The organism is Streptococcus merionis DSM 19192 (genome assembly GCF_000380085.1).
Lineage (GTDB): Bacteria > Bacillota > Bacilli > Lactobacillales > Streptococcaceae > Streptococcus > Streptococcus merionis.
This window is the reverse complement of sequence record NZ_KB904543.1, coordinates 50,090-63,866: the sequence shown is the minus strand read 5'-3', so window position 1 is coordinate 63,866 and position 13,777 is coordinate 50,090. Positions and strand designations below refer to the sequence as shown.

At 41.6% G+C, this 13,777-nt stretch carries 9 protein-coding genes and 1 riboswitch; of the genes, 5 read left to right on the top strand and 4 right to left on the bottom strand.

All coding sequences use genetic code 11. The annotated features are described in order from the left end of the window. The first annotated feature begins 580 nt into the window (after window positions 1–580). Window positions 581–2,332: an ABC transporter ATP-binding protein gene (locus tag A3I5_RS0104770; RefSeq protein ID WP_018373484.1), complete on the top strand. Its 1,752-nt coding sequence runs from the start codon at window positions 581–583 to the stop codon at window positions 2,330–2,332. Beyond that, entirely contained in the window at window positions 2,322–4,070 is a 1,749-nt protein-coding gene (locus A3I5_RS0104765; protein ID WP_018373483.1) for an ABC transporter ATP-binding protein, read from the top strand. Before A3I5_RS0104770 ends, A3I5_RS0104765 begins: the two co-directional genes overlap by 11 nt. A 101-nt stretch (window positions 4,071–4,171) precedes the next feature. Here A3I5_RS0104765 and A3I5_RS0104760 read toward each other — a convergent pair whose 3' ends face one another. Continuing rightward, entirely contained in the window at window positions 4,172–5,428 is a 1,257-nt protein-coding gene (locus A3I5_RS0104760) for an aminotransferase-like domain-containing protein (protein WP_018373482.1), read from the bottom strand. Window positions 5,429–5,569: 141 nt separating this feature from the next. Beyond that, window positions 5,570–5,669, top strand: a riboswitch (NiCo riboswitch). Window positions 5,670–5,731: 62 nt separating this feature from the next. Between A3I5_RS0104760 and A3I5_RS0104755 the strand changes: the two genes are divergently transcribed. Then, window positions 5,732–7,555, top strand: a complete 1,824-nt coding sequence (locus A3I5_RS0104755; protein WP_018373481.1) for a heavy metal translocating P-type ATPase — start codon at window positions 5,732–5,734, stop codon at window positions 7,553–7,555. Between the two features lie 12 nt (window positions 7,556–7,567). Further along, window positions 7,568–8,308, top strand: a complete 741-nt coding sequence (yaaA, locus tag A3I5_RS0104750) for a peroxide stress protein YaaA (RefSeq protein ID WP_026216928.1) — start codon at window positions 7,568–7,570, stop codon at window positions 8,306–8,308. A gap of 3 nt (window positions 8,309–8,311) precedes the next feature. Here the strand turns inward: yaaA and A3I5_RS0104745 are convergent, their stop codons facing one another. The 3 genes from A3I5_RS0104745 to A3I5_RS0104735 form a co-directional block, all read right to left on the bottom strand. Beyond that, window positions 8,312–8,674 carry a hypothetical protein gene (locus A3I5_RS0104745; RefSeq protein WP_145955185.1) on the bottom strand — a complete coding sequence of 121 codons (363 nt, stop codon included), beginning with the start codon at window positions 8,672–8,674 and terminating at the stop codon, window positions 8,312–8,314. Between the two features lie 268 nt (window positions 8,675–8,942). Beyond that, window positions 8,943–9,488, bottom strand: a complete 546-nt coding sequence (locus A3I5_RS0104740) for an NADPH-dependent FMN reductase (protein ID WP_018373478.1) — start codon at window positions 9,486–9,488, stop codon at window positions 8,943–8,945. A gap of 79 nt (window positions 9,489–9,567) precedes the next feature. After that, the gene (locus A3I5_RS0104735; RefSeq protein ID WP_018373477.1) at window positions 9,568–10,020 is read right to left on the bottom strand and encodes a MarR family winged helix-turn-helix transcriptional regulator; all 453 of its coding nucleotides are present in this window, start codon (window positions 10,018–10,020) and stop codon (window positions 9,568–9,570) included. A 343-nt stretch (window positions 10,021–10,363) separates the two neighbouring features. Here A3I5_RS0104735 and A3I5_RS0104725 point away from each other — a divergent pair, with 343 nt between their 5' ends. Then, window positions 10,364–13,489 (top strand): serum opacification factor, encoded by a 3,126-nt coding sequence (locus tag A3I5_RS0104725; RefSeq protein ID WP_018373475.1) that lies wholly within the window; start codon window positions 10,364–10,366, stop codon window positions 13,487–13,489. Window positions 13,490–13,777: the final 288 nt, after the last annotated feature.

Sequence of the window (13,777 nt, the reverse complement as noted above, 5' to 3'; positions counted from 1 at the left end):
ACTGAATTCGAGCTAAAATACTCGGGGAAAAGGTGGCTCTCCTAGTGTTCAGTGAACACTAGGTCAGTCTCCTCTTTTTCAGTCGCTTTTCTTAACGGGCTTTGTATCTTAAAACTGAACACACCCTAAAAAGCTCGATAAAATTCAAAAATTTCCTAGAGTCTACAGACTCGTTGTCAATTTTTTCATTTTTCTACGCTTTTTTAACGGGCTTTGTATCTTATGTAATTGAACTCGAGCTAAAATGCTCGGTAAAATGCGTGAGCTCCCTTGAGTCTCTGGACTCATCGGTCATTCCCTTATTTTCTATCGCATTTTTACACGCTCTCGTATCTTAAAACTGAAGGTCATCCAGACGAGTTAAGGCTGCCTTCTTTTGACTTTTAAAGAGTTTCCGTTTAAAAGTCTCATCTTTTGATGACCTTTCTTTGAAAAAACACAGAAAAAAGGGTATAATCATATTTTGTACTAATCAATGAAATCAGCTCTAACGACAGGAGGCTATCAGATGATGAAGTCCTCCAAGTCTAGCTGCTTTTTTTACTATTATTGGCAATATGCCATCAGGAGGGGAGATAAGATGAACTTAGTGAAAAAATTAGGCTGGTTTTTCAAACTGGAAAGACGACGCTACCTCATTGGGATTATCTCGTTATCGCTGGTAGCTGTTTTTAACCTCATTCCACCGCGGGTAATGGGAGCAGTTGTTGACCGTATCAATAGTGGAGAATTAGGGAGAGACGAGCTTTGGTTCAACATCTTTTTGTTGTTGGGCTCAGGCTTCATCATGTATTTATTGCGCTATGTTTGGCGCAAGTATATCTTGGGAACATCGAACCACTTGGCGCGTATTTTACGTTTTAGGCTCTTTGAGCATTTTACCAAGATGTCACCGTCCTTTTATCAGAAATACCGAACTGGGGATCTCATGGCCCATGCGACCAACGATATTAATGCTGTGACCCAAACAGCTGGCGGTGGTGTCATGTCAGCTGTTGATGCTTCTATCACAGCCCTTGTAACTCTCTTGACGATGTTTATCGTGATCGACTGGCGATTGACAGTCGTTGCGATTTTACCCCTTCCCTTTATGGCTCTGGCTACGAGCTTACTGGGTCGAAAAAACCATGAAACGTTTAAGGAAGCTCAAGAAGCCTTTTCAGATTTAAACAATAAGGTTCAAGAATCTGTCGCAGGAATCAAAGTGACCAAGTCTTTCGGCTATCAAGAGAATGAAAAAGAAAGTTTTGCTCAGACTAATCAGACTGTCTACGAAAAAAATGTGGTTTCCGCGCGTTATAATTCGCTGTTTAGTCCTCTGGTTTTGACCTTTGTCGGTCTGTCTTACCTGCTGACCTTGATTGTGGGAACCGTGCTAATCACGCAAAATGCTCTGACTATTGGAGAGCTGATTACCTTTGTTACTTATCTGGATATGCTGGTTTGGCCACTCATGGCTATGGGCTTTCTCTTTAACGTCATTCAGCGGGGAAGCGTGTCTTATGAGCGAATTGAAAATCTTCTCTCGCAAGAAAGTGACATTCAGGAAACAGCGCAGCCGATTGAGCATATTGAAAACGGCCGCCTGTCTTATCACATTAAGCAGTTTGCTTATGACGATAGGGTGACCTTGCATGATGTTCATGTGGAGCTTGAAAAAGGACAAACTTTGGGAATTGTAGGAGTGACAGGATCTGGTAAGACGACCCTGCTCAAACTGTTACTGAGAGAGCGTGATGTCCAAGAAGGGAGTATCTCGATTAATGGCCACGATATTCGTGACTATCGGCTCAAAGACTTGCGAAGCTTGATTGGCTACGTGCCACAGGATCAGATGCTCTTTGCAACGACAATTCGTGAAAATGTCCGCTTTGCTGATCCTAAGTTTTCTGATCAGGCAGTAGCGCGTGCAACCCAGCTCTGTGGGGTCTATGACGATATTATGGATATGCCTGAGCAATTTGATACCATTATTGGTGAGCGGGGCGTTTCCCTCTCTGGCGGTCAAAAGCAGCGTCTCGCCTTGAGTCGTGCCTTAATTATGGAACCAGACATCTTGATTTTGGACGATTCCCTGTCTGCTGTGGACGCAAAGACAGAGCATTTTATCTTAGAAAATCTTAAGTCGGAGCGCTCTGGCAAAACCACGATTATCACAGCCCACCGCTTATCTGCCATTGTCCATGCGGATGTGATTATCGTTATGGAAGATGGCACCATAAAAGAACGTGGAACGCACGACACGCTTATGGCCAAAAAAGGCTGGTACTACGAGAATTATCAATCACAACAGCTGGCACAGGATTTGGAAGGAGAACTAGATGGCAACTAAGAAAAAACAATCAGGTGTTTTCCATCGTCTCTTAACTTACGCGATAAAATACAAGTGGAACATGCTTTCAGGCTTTCTCTTTGTCCTTGTCACAACAGCTGTAACAACTGGAAATACCCTTTTGATTCGTTACTATATTGATAACCATATTAAAGATGGGCTAACTCGGATTGCATTTGTGGTCTTGGCGCTTAATTTTGGTATGGTCATTGTACGTGCTGTGACGTCCTACCTCAGTGAGTATCTCTTTGCTAAGGTTGCCTATGCGACTGTCCGCGATTTGCGCCAAGCAGCTTTTGATAATATTCAAGACCTAGGCATGGCTTATTTTGATCAAACGCCTGCAGGGGCCATCGTCTCTCGACTGACCAATGATACGCAGGCTGTTGCCGATATGTTTGCGACAGTATTTTCTAGCTTTATGAAGTCTGCGTTTATCTTTGTGGCGACCTTGATGGCTATGTTTAGCCTATCTTGGCAATTGACCCTGTTAGTCTTGCTCTTTTTGCCGGTAATCTGGGGCTCAGTTGCTCTTTACCGCTATTATTCACAAGAATTGGTCGCCATGACTCGCTCAAAATTATCAGAAATCAACGTCAAATTATCTGAATCTATTGAAGGTATGCGCATTATTCAGGCCTTTCGTCAGGAGGAGCGCTTAAGTCAGGAATTTGAAGACATCAACGGTGAACATATGGTCTATGCCAATCGTTCGATCAATGTTAATTCATTCTTTCTGCGTCCAGCCATGTCGCTGTTGAAGATTTTAGCCTATGCCCTCATTTTGACGTATTTTGGATTGAATTGGCAGACATCAACGTTCTCGGCGGGACTCATTTATGCCTTTATCCAGTATGTCTCGCAGCTCTTTGATCCTTTGATTGAGGTGACACAGAACTATGCGACCTTGCAAACCTCGATGATTGCAGCCAATCGTGTTTTTGAAATGATTGACCGTGAGGATTACGAGCCTAGCCAGATCAATCAAAATCTTACGATCACGCGAGGTGATGTTGAGTTTAAAAATGTTAGTTTTTCTTATGATGGCAAAAAAGATGTTCTAAAAAATATTTCCTTTAAGGTCAATAAAGGAGAAACTATCGCCTTTGTTGGATCGACAGGTTCTGGAAAATCTTCAATCATCAATCTCTTCATGCGTTTCTATGAATATAGCCGTGGACAGATTTTGATTGATGGACAGGACATTAAGAATTACAGCCAGCAAGAGTTGCGTCAGCAAACGGGTCTGGTTTTGCAGGATCCTTTTCTTTACCATGGGACGATTGCTTCCAATATCCAGATGTATCAGGAAATTAGCCGTCAAGAAGTGGAAGATGCGGCACGCTTTGTTGATGCGCACGGCTTTATTGCTGCCTTACCTCAAGGTTACGACAATCCTGTAACAGAACGCGGGACGACTTATTCTTCTGGTCAGCGTCAGCTTTTGGCGTTTGCAAGGACTATGGCAACTGAACCTAAAATTTTAATTTTAGATGAAGCGACTGCCAATATCGATTCGGAAACTGAAGAAATTATCCAGAATTCTCTCCGCAAAATGCGTCAGGGACGAACCACCATTGCCATCGCCCATCGCCTATCAACCATTCAAGATGCTAATTGTATCTATGTGCTGGATAAGGGTGAAATCATCGAAGCAGGAACGCACGAAGAACTCCTTGCTCTCAACGGTACCTACCACAAGATGTATCAGCTCCAAGCTGGTATGATGGCAAAGTAAGAAAAGAGGAATGAGTTAACTTCTGGCAGGTAAAACAGAAAGGGAGTGAGCTAAAATCGTGATTTCAAAGTAATCGATTTTAGCTCACTCCTATTTTCCTATCACAATAAGTCTAAAAACATTTTGAGCTCTTTCTGACCAGTTATGCGCAAATATTGTTTGGCGTTTTGGGTCAGGTAATTGGCATCTAATTGGTCAAACTGCTCCAATTTCGCCAATTGTAGGTTGTTGAATCGGCTCTTATCGATTTGAAAGATGACTTGCTGATTGAGCAGCTGGTAGGGGAATGGATTTCTGGCTTTATTTAATAGTTGCTGATTCTGAGCTTGATTGTGCTTGAGATGGGTTTGGAGCGCCAGCTTATTTTTCTCAAACATACCGTTATCAATATAAAGCGATAAGGCCTTTTGCAGGATAAGGTTGGTGTCAAAGTCGATCAGCTGCTTGTAGGATAAGAAAGCTTTGAGCAAAAGATTTGGTAGGACAACAGTCGCTAAGCGCAGGGCTGGAAAGATCGAGGCTGAGAAGGATTTGATGTAGATAACGCGGTGATTGGTGTCATAATAGTGAAGCGGTGCTTGACGTTTGGCGTCAAAGTCGGCCATGTAGTCGTCCTCGATGATATAGACCTGATACTTAGCAGCCAACGCGACAATGGCCTGCTTTTCAGCCACTGTGTAGGACATGCCCAAAGGATTGTGAAGCCTTGGAATCGTGTAGAAGAAAGTGATATTCCCGCTTTTGAAAATAGCCTCAAGCGCAGTCAAGTTTATACCAGACCAGTTACGAGGGATCGTCTGGTAGGCTAGACCTAGCGTTTTGACCAACTCAATCATACGAGGATAAGTCGGCTCTTCAAGAAGGATAGTGCCACCGCTAGAGGGAAACATCATCTGACTTAAGATATAGAGGGCCTGCTGGGTACCTGACGTAATCACCAGCTGATCCTGCTTGCTGTAAACGCTGGAAGCGACTAGGAGTTTCTGGACAGATTGGAGCAGGTCTTCAAGCCCTTCTTGCTTATGGTAATAATTAAAGAGGTAATTTTCACGACCAACTAGGGTTTCGTTGAGACAAAGGCGAAAATCATCATAAGCGATATTAGCAATGTCCGATTCTGGCAAGGCTAGCGGTTCGGTTTGATCAGGCGTTTCGAGCACGTAGTAGCCAGACTTGTGGATAGGGTAGATGAGGTTTTGATGACGGAGTTCAGCCAAGGCTTTTTGGACAGTATCTTTGTTGCAGGAGAACTGTTGGCTAAGCTGACGAATGGATGGCAACTTGTCGCTAGTCTTGAGCTGGCCACTGCTAATCTGCTCTTTGATGTTTGTGACGATAATCTGGTATTTACTGATCATAGAACTGTCCCCCGTACAGATAAGTTGCCCCTATTATAGCGCAGCCATTGCCCCAAAGCAACTAAAACCTTAAATTGTGCAACTTTTATAAGATGAGTAAAAACAATTGAAAAGGAAGGGGCAAAGTAGTACAATAGGATTATAATTAAAGATGAACAAGCGGTGGTCTGACCATGCAGCCGGGCCTTCAAGTCTGAAGGCAGCAGTATAAGTACGATGAGTGCGTATCTGTGAGACAGTAGAAAACTGTCCATAGGTGCGCACTTTTTTGGTATTTCTGACTTGTTCAAAGAGGAGGATTTTATGATTACTTATGTTAAATCAAACCGTCAAGCCCAGTTTTTACTAGCTGGCACCTTACTGATGTTGGGTGGGTTTGTATGTCAATTTCATACCTTGAGCAGGTGGTATTTTTACTTAGCAATCATTTTTCTGGGCTATTTTGCAACCAGACAGGCAGTCAAACTCTCGCTAGAGGAGCGTAAGGTCAATGTTGATTTGCTCATGGTGTTGGCAGCTTTAGGAGCCTTGCTCATTGGAGAGCAAGCTGAGGCGACAGTATTACTTTTTATCTTTTCAGCTGCAGAAGTCTTGGAGCGTTATGTCACTGACAAATCTGGCTCAGCCATCACCCAGCTCATGTCGGCAGTACCTGAGACAGCTCAGTTGTTTGAGGACAATGGTAGTCTGCGGACAGTATCTACCAGCCATCTTCGGGTGGGAGACCTCATTTTGGTTAGCAAGGGCGCGCAATTTCCTATTGATGGGGTGGCTCTGGAGCGTACGACAGTGAGCGAGATGGCTTTGACAGGTGAAGCTGTTCCGATTGAAAAGGCTCAGGGACAGGAGGTATTGGCTGGGACTGTTAACTTAGGAGAGGCTGTGCGTGTAAAGGTTTCTAAAACTAGCGATCAGACTGTGTTTTCAAATATTGTCCGTTTGGTTCAGGAAGCTCAAGATCATCCTTCGCAGCTAGCGAGATGGATTGATTGTTTTGAGGGGTGGTATGTTTTAGCTGTTTTACTCATAGTGCCACTGTTTATTTTAGTCTTGATGCTGGTTCAGTCTTTGAGTTGGCAGGAGGCTTTCTACCGTGGAATGGTGCTTCTGACCGTTGCTAGCCCTTGTGCTCTTGTTGCCTCGGTCACTCCAGCCACCCTTAGTGCGATTAGCCGTGCCGCTAAACTCGGTGTCTTAGTCAAGGGCGGTCAGGCCATGGGAAACCTAGCTGACATCAGCTTGTTATTCACAGATAAGACAGGGACTTTGACTGAGGGAAGGTTTGAGGTGGTGGCGTTTCAGGTTTCTGAAGCCTCCAGATCTCACTTGTTAGCCATGACCAGTCACTCGCAACACCCGATTTCGAAAGCCATTAGCACCTATCTGCTAGAGCAAAATGTATTGCCAAAACCTCTTCAAACACCCGTTCTAGAGTTGGCTGGAGAAGGCCTCCAATCAGGAGAATTCTACCTGATAAATGCCAAGGCTGTAGCACATTTATCGGATCCTAACGGGTATCTGATTCAAGCGAATAACTACCTAACGACAGTATTTTGGGCAGACAGTCAGGAAGTTCTTGGCTTTATAGCTTTAGAAGATCGCTTGCGGCCTGAGGCTGTGGAGGCAGTAAAGGCCTTTCAGGCACAAGGCATTGAGGTGCAAATGCTGACTGGCGATCAGCCTTCCGTAGCACAGAAGATAGCGAAAGAGACCACTATTTCTCACTTTAAAGCTTCTTGCCTGCCAGCTGATAAGGCAGAGCAGGTCAAAAAAGCTGTACAGACAGAGACCGTTGCTATGATCGGTGATGGCATTAATGATGCGCCAGCTCTTGCTCATGCTCATTTAGGAATCGCTATGGGGTCTGGCTCTGCCATTGCCATGGAAACTGCGGATCTGGTCATGGTACAAAATAATCTCAGCAAACTCTATCAGGTCTATAGACTCAGTCGCAAACTCAAGTCTATTGTTGTCGAAAATGTTGTCTTTTCAGTTGGTATTATGGTCATCCTCATCGTTTTGAATATCATTGGAATCCTTGACTTGACCCGTGGAGTCATTTTCCATGAAGGATCAACCATTTTAGTCATCGTTAATGGTCTTCGCCTTTTGAACTGGAAAGTATGATATACTAAAACTATGAAAATTTTACTTCCGACCGCAAAAGAAATGAATACACGCTTACCTGGTCAGACCATGACCGCACTGAGTTTACAATCATTGCCTATTGTGGAGGCCATCACAAACTTATCTGAGCAAGCATTAGTTAAGCACTATAAAATCAAGCCAGAAGCTGCAGGTCTGGAATCCTCCCGATGGGCTGACTTAGCTCAAGGTACCTCACAAGCCTATCCTGCTTGGCAACTTTTTGATGGACTCATGTACCGTCAGATAAAGCGCGAGAACCTATCTGACAAGGATCAAGTTTATCTGAGCAGGCACGCTTTTATCACCTCGGCTCTCTACGGCATCATCAATGTTTTTGATTTGATTTCGCCACACCGTTTGGATTTTCTCATGGGTTTTAAGGTCAATGGGCAGAGCCTGAAAAGCTATTGGCGTGAGGCCTTTGATCAGGCTGTTGCAGAAGATGATTTTCTCATTTCCCTCTTATCCAGTGAGTTTGAGACAGTCTTTTCAAAAGTTGCCCAAGATAAAATGGTCAAGCTAGTCTTTATGGAAAATAAGGCTGGTCAGCTCAAAACGCATTCGACCATTTCGAAAAAGGCGAGAGGAAAATGCCTCAACGCCTTGGTTGACAATCAAGTAACCAGTCTGGAGCAAATCAAGCAACTTCAGTTTGGCGGCTTTTCCTACCGAGAAAAGTTGTCTAAGGAAAGAACGTTAGTCTTTGTTAAGGAGCAAAGTGCTTCGTCTTAAACGCTAACGATAGATAAAATTTTGAAAGCGAATGATAGGGAGTGAGAAAGAACTCGAGCAACTAAAAAAGAGTTCGTTTTCCCACCCCGCACCAGATTTGGAGTGTAAAACACGAATAAATCTGCCAATCACAATCAGCAGTGGCTCATTGACACTAAAGCGCCTAATGATCTGTGCAGGGGTAAGACTAAGTTGGCATAGCCAACAGGTCTTACTCCCAGCCACTGCACTGAGATGTTGACGCAAACGATGAGAGGTGAGATTGGTCTTGAGCCCAGCCTTGTCGTTCGTGTTTTTTGTTTTAATAGCATAGACGATTGAAACAAGGTTAGGACAAACATTCACGAGTGCTTCAACTTCACCCATAAAAGCATGTAACCGTTGATTACGTATAAAAATTGTCTCAAAATGGAGCATCATCTAGTATGTCTTTTCTGAACCGAAGTTGTACTGTTCTTGGTCAATGGATTCTAGTTTTGGTATTTCAGATTTCTTCGATAGTCTTGGCTTAACCATTCTTTTTCACTATCTATTGTTGACTTTGCTTGAAAATAGAGTTTCAAAACTGCTGATCACACAAAAACTGAAGCCTAGATGGACTTCAGTTTTTACTTTTATAAGGTTAGATTCTAGATTAACCGATCGCTGCAAGCAAGGCCTCAGCTTGTGCTTGCAATTCTGCTAATTTGTTAGCCTCAAGAACAAGCTTACCATCACCCCAAGCAGAATCGTTCACACGTGTTTGAACAAATGGCTCAACAACAGTTGTACGGATGAATGGAAGGAGATTTCGATAGCTGCCAAAGAGGTTGTCCTGACCACCATTAGCAACTGAAGAAACCGTTACTAATTTTTCGTTGATGGCAGAAGGACCGCTTGGATCAGAAAGGTCTTTGGCACGGCTGATCCAGTCGAGCAAGTTTTTGACTGGACCAGGGATGGCAAAATTGTAAACGGGTGAGAAAATCCAGATAGCATCAGCAGCTTCAGTTACTTCACGAACGCTCGCCACTGCTGGTAATACAGGTGCTTCTAAATCTTGGTTAAAGATTGGAACGGCAGAATAATCAAGGTAGCTGACTTTAGCTTTTCCTTCAAGAGCTTTTTCAGCCAATTCTGCTAATTGGTGATTGAATGATCCCTTGCGAAGCGAACCGACAATAAATAATACTTTTTTCATGATGAAAACTCCTTTGATAAAATCTGCTTTTTCAAGCTATAGGAGTAGTATACTCTTTATATCACTAATTAGCAATAATTTAGCTCAGCGTTCTAAACTTTTTTAAAAGAGAGACCAAAACAACCTGCTCTTCTTCAGTCAAAACATTGAAAATGTTACCTATATTACGGTAATGGTCAGGTAGTATTTGTTCAATAAATTCTTGCCCCTTGTCAGTGATAGAGATGAGGCATGCTCTTTTATCATTTGGGTTTGGCTCTCTGGTAATCAAGCCATCACGAATCATGTTTTTAATGACAACGGTCATATTACCAGAAGTTGTCAGCATCTTTTCAATCAAGTCCTGAATGCGCATGTCTCCCTTATTATAGAGAATTTCCAAAACACCAAATTGGGTTAAGGTGATGCCATGTTGCTTGATGAGTGGTGACTCTAGTAAGTTAACAGTGTGCATCGTGCGTCGTAGGGCAATAATACTATTGAGAGCAGAGCGGTGCTCCGCAATAATTTGGTTAATTTCTGTTTTTTTCATGCGTCTATTGTAACAAGTTTTAATTGAAGTGACAAGCCATTTTTGAATACTTTGTGAAAAAAACGCAAATTCCTTAACGAATCATTCATTGATAACTTTGTGGCGCACCAAATGCCTGAGGAAAACTTTTTCAAATGAGAGCATGTTCCAGTGAGCGTTTTCAACGTATCATTATCCTAGAATTCACTTTTGATTGGTTTGGTTATTGTTACGATGTGACACGAAAAAAACATAAAAAAATCACAAAAAAATTAGACCTTTTTAAAAGGAACGGCCTTGAGCTATGATTAGATTTATAGTAAAATAATTGAGCTTGAAAACAATAAGATAGGGGAATCGTTAAATGGCTAACTGTAAGTATAAATTACGGAAATTATCTGTCGGTCTTGTCTCCGTTGGAACTATGTTCACGGCAACGACTGTTATGGGGGACGAGGTTTCTCAGCCAACTGCTATTGAAGTGACTCCCCAGCAAGAAACAAGCGAGCAATCTGACACAGCAGGTGTCACTCCTGAAACGATTACGGTTGAAAGAGCAGAAGAATCACAAAGCCTTACAACCACACAACCTGAGTCGGTTAATACTACATCTGAGGATTCTCAGCTAAGCTCAGAAAAACTCTCAAAAACAGTAGTTAGCAGTCAAGGAGAAGATCCTTCTCATACTCAGGCTAGTCCACGAAGTGAACGTTCAGCGCAAGAAGAGACAGCTACTCAGATGATTGAGGTGGAGCATTATTCTGTGGATAAACCTGCTGAAAGTAAAGTGGTAAAAGATGAAAAGAACCTGATTGTTACTCGCGATAAATCAGAAAAAAGGGAGCTTTTCAAAGTTGAACGCGACGTGAAAGTTGACGTAGCCAAAGGGGAGATTGACGTCACTCTAACCGTTACACCTCGAGAAATTGACAAAGGTGCTGAAGTCATTGTCCTTTTGGACACTTCTAAAAAGATGTCAGACGATGACTTTAACACCGCCAAAGAGCATATCAAAAAGTTAGTCACGACACTGACGTCTCAGCCTATTAACGACACCCCAAACTATAACAACCGTAACTCAGTTCGCTTGGTTGACTTTTACCGTCATGTTGATGATCCGATTGAGTTAACCACAGCCAATGTTGATGATAAATTAGCAGCCGTTCGCAAAAAGGCAATTGAGGATTATAATGGCTGGGGTGTAGATCTTCAAGGAGCCATTCATAGGGCAAGAGAGATTTTTAATAAAGAAAAAGCTTCTGGAAAACGCCAGCACATTGTACTTTTTTCACAGGGAGAGGCAACTTTCAGTTACGATACTAAAGATAAAAATGCATTGTCAAAAATTATTTTAAAGGAGCCTGTTACGAGTACTAACCCTCTGTTACCTTGGCCATTTTATGTTGACTCAACTACTAGCTCTGCTAATCTTGTAAAAGATGCTAAAAGAATCCAAGAATTTCTGAAGAAGTTGGGAATCAGTCGTTACGGAGATTTACTAGATCAGGTTGTCTCTCAAGGAGGGTCAATCTTAAATTTAGGAAGTAGCTTATTAGGTACTAATAGTCCTTTAGATTATATTACTTTATCTGAGTTAAATACAAAAGATTTACAAGAAAAAGCATTTGATTACTCAAAAAAATTAGGCGAAGGGTATCATTTTAGAAGTTACTATACTAGAGAAAGCAGTGAGGTGCCTTTAAAAAATATCGTTAAATCGGTAGTTAAGTCAAAAATAGAAAAACTGAAGAAAAAGATTGAAACAGAGGACAGATGGTTTGATGTTTTGGGAATAGCCGATTGGTCAGATAGCATCTCAAAAGCTTTGGGGGCTGATCAGTTAGAAGAACAAATGATTAATAAAGTCATTGATTATTTATTTTACAAGCGTGATTATATTTACTACAATCATAATCTCTCTGCTCAAGCAGAAGCTAAAATGGCAAGAGATGAGGGCATCACTTTTTATGCTTTTGATGTCACGGATCCTAACCGTGTTACAAAAGAGTCTAAGTCTAATAGTCGTAGTGAGACATATACTAAATACCTAGAGAAAAAAGCAGAAGAGGCTAAGAAGACTGCAAAGGAACGAAATGATAGGTTTGATAAATATTTAAAAGAAATGTCAGATGGCAGGGATTTCTTTAAAGATGTTGATGATAAAGATAAATTTAAGGATGCTTTATCAGAATTAAAAATGGTAGAGAAATTTTCAGATAAAGTCACCGTAAAAGAGAACTCCTGGAAAGCTGCTGAAGAAAGTAGTTCCACAAAAGTTAACCATACGCGTGCGTCATCTGGCTGGTTTAGTACGACTTCAGAAAGCCTTACTTGGACAATCTCCAAAGAGCAGTTGCAAAACGCTTTTGAAACTGAAACACCGTTAACTTTGACTTATAAACTTAACATTAACAATGCCAAGTTTAGAGCAGCTCTCAATAAGCGCAGACAGAGACGCTCAACATCGGCAGAGAATAACAATTTGTTAGTTGAAAAAATAATTTCTAATACGATTTCTTACAAAATTAATGATAAATCAGCTAATGCTCAGAATCTTGATGATGTCAGATTGACTTACAGCAAACTAATGGTTCCTGTACCAGAACTTGATGGAGAAGTGATTGAGCCTCAAGCACCTCAGTTGCCAGAGTTACCTCCTATTATTGCTCATGGTCCTAACTTGGATTTTGAGGAAGAAACCATTTATCAGTTGCCACTGGAACATGGGCGTTATGCCCCTAACACCCAAATAACATTTACGGAGGATACGAAATCAGATATTGTTATTGGTGGTCATGTTATTGATTTTACAGAGGAGACCATTACTACTGAAACTGGTCATAACTCAACTGATAGCACTCAAGAGATTATCGAAGATACAAGACCAGCCACTAAGACCATTATAATCGGTGGACAGAATTCCCCGATAGAAATAACAGAAGACACGATGCCTAGCTTGGCTGGTCATTCTGGTAATACTACGCTTACTGAAGATACGAAATCAGATACTGTTATTAGTGGCCATGTTATCGATTTTACAGAAGAGACCATTACTACAGAAACTGGTCATAACTCAACTGATAGCGTTCAAGAGATTATCGAAGATACAAGATCAGCCACTAAGACCATTATAATCGGTGGGCAAAATGCTCCGATTGAAATAACAGAAGACACGATGCCTAGCTTGACTGGTCATTCTGGTAACACGACTATTACTGAAGATACTCAAACTGGTATATCTGGATTGAATAAAGCTACTGTTATCGAAGAAGAGAAACGTTCTAAACCTCGATGCCACTTTGATAATGAAGAACCTTCTTCGGCAGTTAATCAAACTATCTCTCAACCTTCTGTTTCCAAAGTGGAAAATAGACTACCTCAAACTGGAGACAAAGATAAACCAGAAGCATTCTTTACTGTTGCAGCATTAACTATTATTGGAGCAGTAGGACTTCTTGGTAAAAAAAGTCGTGAGGATCAGAGTAATTAGTCATCGGATGTCGGTAAAATAGCAGCATAAACAAGGCTATAAATTTAGTCTTGTTTTATGTTGATTGGATAAAAAACATGCCGTGAATTTACAGAATTTACAGACAAGACTTTTATTGCAACTTTTTATAGAAATATTAGAAAATTCATCCTATTTCTGGTATAATTGGAAGAGCGATTTTATGGTCACAACAGAGTGGATTTACTAGTCGCTAAAAATATTGGTATGAGTGTTTTTTGATAGGGATTTCTAACATCGTTTTTGAAGCGTTCATCCAAATAATAATGA

Bases quoted from the DNA above. Each gene is read 5' to 3' on its own strand.
- A3I5_RS0104770 (WP_018373484.1), top strand. From the start codon at position 581: ATGAACTTAGTGAAAAAATTAGGCTGGTTTTTCAAACTGGAAAGACGA.
- A3I5_RS0104765 (WP_018373483.1), top strand. From the start codon at position 2,322: ATGGCAACTAAGAAAAAACAATCAGGTGTTTTCCATCGTCTCTTAACT.
- A3I5_RS0104760 (WP_018373482.1), bottom strand. From the start codon at position 5,428: ATGATCAGTAAATACCAGATTATCGTCACAAACATCAAAGAGCAGATT.
- A3I5_RS0104755 (WP_018373481.1), top strand. From the start codon at position 5,732: ATGATTACTTATGTTAAATCAAACCGTCAAGCCCAGTTTTTACTAGCT.
- yaaA (WP_026216928.1), top strand. From the start codon at position 7,568: ATGAAAATTTTACTTCCGACCGCAAAAGAAATGAATACACGCTTACCT.
- A3I5_RS0104745 (WP_145955185.1), bottom strand. From the start codon at position 8,674: ATGGGTGAAGTTGAAGCACTCGTGAATGTTTGTCCTAACCTTGTTTCA.
- A3I5_RS0104740 (WP_018373478.1), bottom strand. From the start codon at position 9,488: ATGAAAAAAGTATTATTTATTGTCGGTTCGCTTCGCAAGGGATCATTC.
- A3I5_RS0104735 (WP_018373477.1), bottom strand. From the start codon at position 10,020: ATGAAAAAAACAGAAATTAACCAAATTATTGCGGAGCACCGCTCTGCT.
- A3I5_RS0104725 (WP_018373475.1), top strand. From the start codon at position 10,364: ATGGCTAACTGTAAGTATAAATTACGGAAATTATCTGTCGGTCTTGTC.